Origin of the sequence: Pseudoalteromonas sp. Cn5-37 (assembly GCF_021532495.1) — a bacterium.
GTDB classification, from domain to species: domain Bacteria; phylum Pseudomonadota; class Gammaproteobacteria; order Enterobacterales; family Alteromonadaceae; genus Pseudoalteromonas; species Pseudoalteromonas simplex.
Genome location: NZ_JAKGBA010000073.1, coordinates 1 through 3,288, shown reverse-complemented (window position 1 = coordinate 3,288; position 3,288 = coordinate 1). Strand labels below are relative to the sequence as shown.

Genomic DNA, 3,288 nt, shown 5'->3' with positions numbered 1-3,288 from the left:
CCAATGACACCACGCCAACAGTTAGTGGCACAGCCAGTGCCCCACAAGGCAGTACAGTCACTGTGGTCTTTACCGATGCAAACAACAACAGCCACACAGTCACTACCGTGATGCAAAGCAATGGCACTTGGTCAGTGGCGGCGAGCACGTTGTTAGCAGAAGGAGAATACACGGTTACAGCGACGGTCAGTGATCAAGCAGGTAACCCAGCAACAGCCAGTGCCACTGGTGAAATCGACATTACCGCACCGACGATTAGCCTTGATACCCTGGCCGATAGTAATGATGTGACACCGCTCATTAGTGGGCAAACCACTGGGGCGGCAGTGGGCAGCTTAGTGCTGCTTACTATCACTGACAGTGCTGGTAATGTACAAAGTGCGACAGCGACGGTGCAAGCGGACGGCAGTTGGTCTGTTGAGCCAAGTACGGCATTAGCCGAAGGGGATTATACCGTGGTGGCCACCGTGAGCGACGCGGCGGGTAACGAAGGCAGCGATACTGAAACAGGCACCATCGATGTGACGGCACCAACGATTAGCATTGATGCGCCAGCACTGACCAACGACAATACGCCGACGGTCACTGGCACCTCAGACTTAGCCAATGCCTCACTCGCCGTGACCTTTACCGATGCTGATGGTATCAGCCATAGCGTGACAGTCACCACAGATGCTTCAGGCAATTGGAGCGCCGAAGCAGGGCAAGCCTTAGCTGATGGCAACTACACAGTCAGTGCTAGTATCAGTGATGCAGCAGGTAATAACAGCAGTGCCAGTGACAGTGGTGAAGTCGACACCATTCCACCGGAGCTTGCTTTTGTGCCGACCTTCTTACTGGGTCAACTGGTGACCTTAAGTGGTACATCAGATTTACCCGCCGGTAGCACAGTGACCATCACCCAAACCTTATTAGGCGGTGGCAGTGTGACATATACGGCAACCACCGATGCCAATGGTGATTGGTCGCTGACAGGGTTAACCGTGCCGTTAGCGAACCTAGCGTCGATAACAGCCAGTGCATCGGATGCTGCAGGCAATGTACGTACTATCAGTTCAAGTGACTTTGATGGTACACCACCGACACTCACCGTTAATGTGGATGCAATAGGAAATGACAATACACCGCTCATCAGTGGTACCAGTGATGCAGGTGAAGGTGCACAAGTGACCGTGGTCGTCACCGATGCCAATGGTGATAGCAGCACCCTGACAGCGACAGTGGATGCCAGCGGTAATTGGTCAGTGAGTCCAACAACGGTCTTAGCTGATGGTCAATTTACTGTTGACGCCAGTGTGCGTGATGGGGTGGGGAACCTTACAGAAGAAACGGTGACTGGGGTCATTGATACCGTTGCACCAAGCTTAACCTTAACGGGCGTTGGGGCGGGCAGTGATGTGACGCCAACTTTAAGCGGCACAAGTAATGAAATCGGCGCGTTAGTAACTATCACAGTGACTGATAGTAACGGTGTGGTACAAACTTTCTCAGCCACAGTGGGCAGTAATGGAACCTGGACTAGCGAAGTGCCAAACGGTTTAGCCGAAGGTGATTACACTGTGTCAGCAACAGTGAGTGACGTGGCGGGCAATAGTACAACAATCAGTGCCTCAGGTAGTATTGATACGGTAAATCCTACAGTTGTTGTGAATGATAATGGCTTAAGTAATGATAATACCCCAACAATCAGCGGTACATCTACCGAGCCTGCGGGCACAATTGTAAATATTATAGTTACAGACAGTAATGGCGATAATTATAGTTTTACAGCTGTTGTAAGTGCTGCAGGCACATGGCAAACAGACGCATCTGAAATACCTGATGGTAACTATACAATTACTGCAACAATCACAGATGCTGCGGGTAATACAGGGAGTGATACAGGCTCAGGAACGATAGACACTACAGCGCCTCTCATTACAATCAACAATCTAGGCACAATTAACACCGCAACACCAACTATTAGTGGTACATCTTCGGAGCCAGCAGGCACTGTTATTTCACTTGTATTAACAGATACCAGTGGTGGTGAGATCAGTTTGACTGCAACCGTTGATGGTGCTGGTAATTGGTCTGTCACCTCTTCATCGTTAGCGAATGATGACTACAGCGTGGTTGCTACAGTAGAGGATGCAGCAGGAAATATCGCCTCAGCAACAGAGAATTTCACCTTGAATACCAGTGCGCCTAGTATTTCAATAGATGCCCTAGGCCAAACGAACGATACAACGCCTACTATTTCAGGAACAACCAGTGCTCCTGACGGCAGTACGGTAACAGTGACTATAAATGATGGCACCAATCCAGTTGAAACACTGACAGTAAGTGTCTCAGGTGGTATTTGGACTGTTACTGCTAATAATGCATTAACTGAAGGTGATTTTACGGTTACTGCTAGCGTTACAGTAGGTGGCGTTGAAGGTACAGACTCTGCTGTAGGAACAATTGATTTAACCCCTCCTACCATTGCAATTAATGATATTGCACAAACCAATGATACAACCCCAACAATAAGTGGTACAACGGATGCACCGGTAGGAAGCACAGTTACCGTGATCATTACTGATTCACAAGGCAACCCACAAACTTTAGTTGCTACGGTATTAGCGAACGGAAGTTGGTCAGTGTCTGCAACCACAATACTGGCAGAAGGTAGTTTTACTGTTAATGCTTCAGTCACCGATGCAGCCGGTAATACTGGCACCGATAGTGCCACTGGTGAAATCGACATTACCGCACCGACGATTAGCCTTGATACCTTGGCCGATAGTAATGATGTGACACCGCTCATTAGTGGGCAAACCACTGGAGCGGTTGTGGGCAGCTTAGTGCTGCTTACTATCACTGACAGTGCCGGTAATGTCCAAAGTGCGACAGCGACGGTGCAAGCGGATGGCAGTTGGTCTGTTGAGCCAAGTACGGCATTAGCCGAAGGGGATTATACCGTGGTGGCCACCGTGAGCGACGCGGCGGGTAACGAAGGCAGCGATACTGAAACAGGCACCATTGATGTGACGGCACCAACGATTAGCATTGATGCGCCAGCGCTGACCAACGACAATACGCCGACGGTTACAGGCACCTCAGACTTAGCCAATACCTCACTCGCCGTGACCTTTACCGATGCTGATGGTATCAGCCATAGCGTGACAGTCACCACAGATGCTTCAGGCAATTGGAGCGCCGAAGCAGGGCAAGCCTTAGCTGATGGCAACTACACAGTCAGTGCCAGTATCAGCGATGCAGCAGGTAATAACAGCAGTGCCAGTGACAGTGGTGAAGTCGACA

Annotated in this window: 1 protein-coding gene; it reads left to right on the top strand. The window is 50.0% G+C overall.

All coding sequences use genetic code 11. The features are described from left to right. The coding region (locus L1266_RS22030; protein ID WP_235378353.1) for a beta strand repeat-containing protein at positions 1-3,288 on the top strand (3,288 nt) is incomplete at both ends.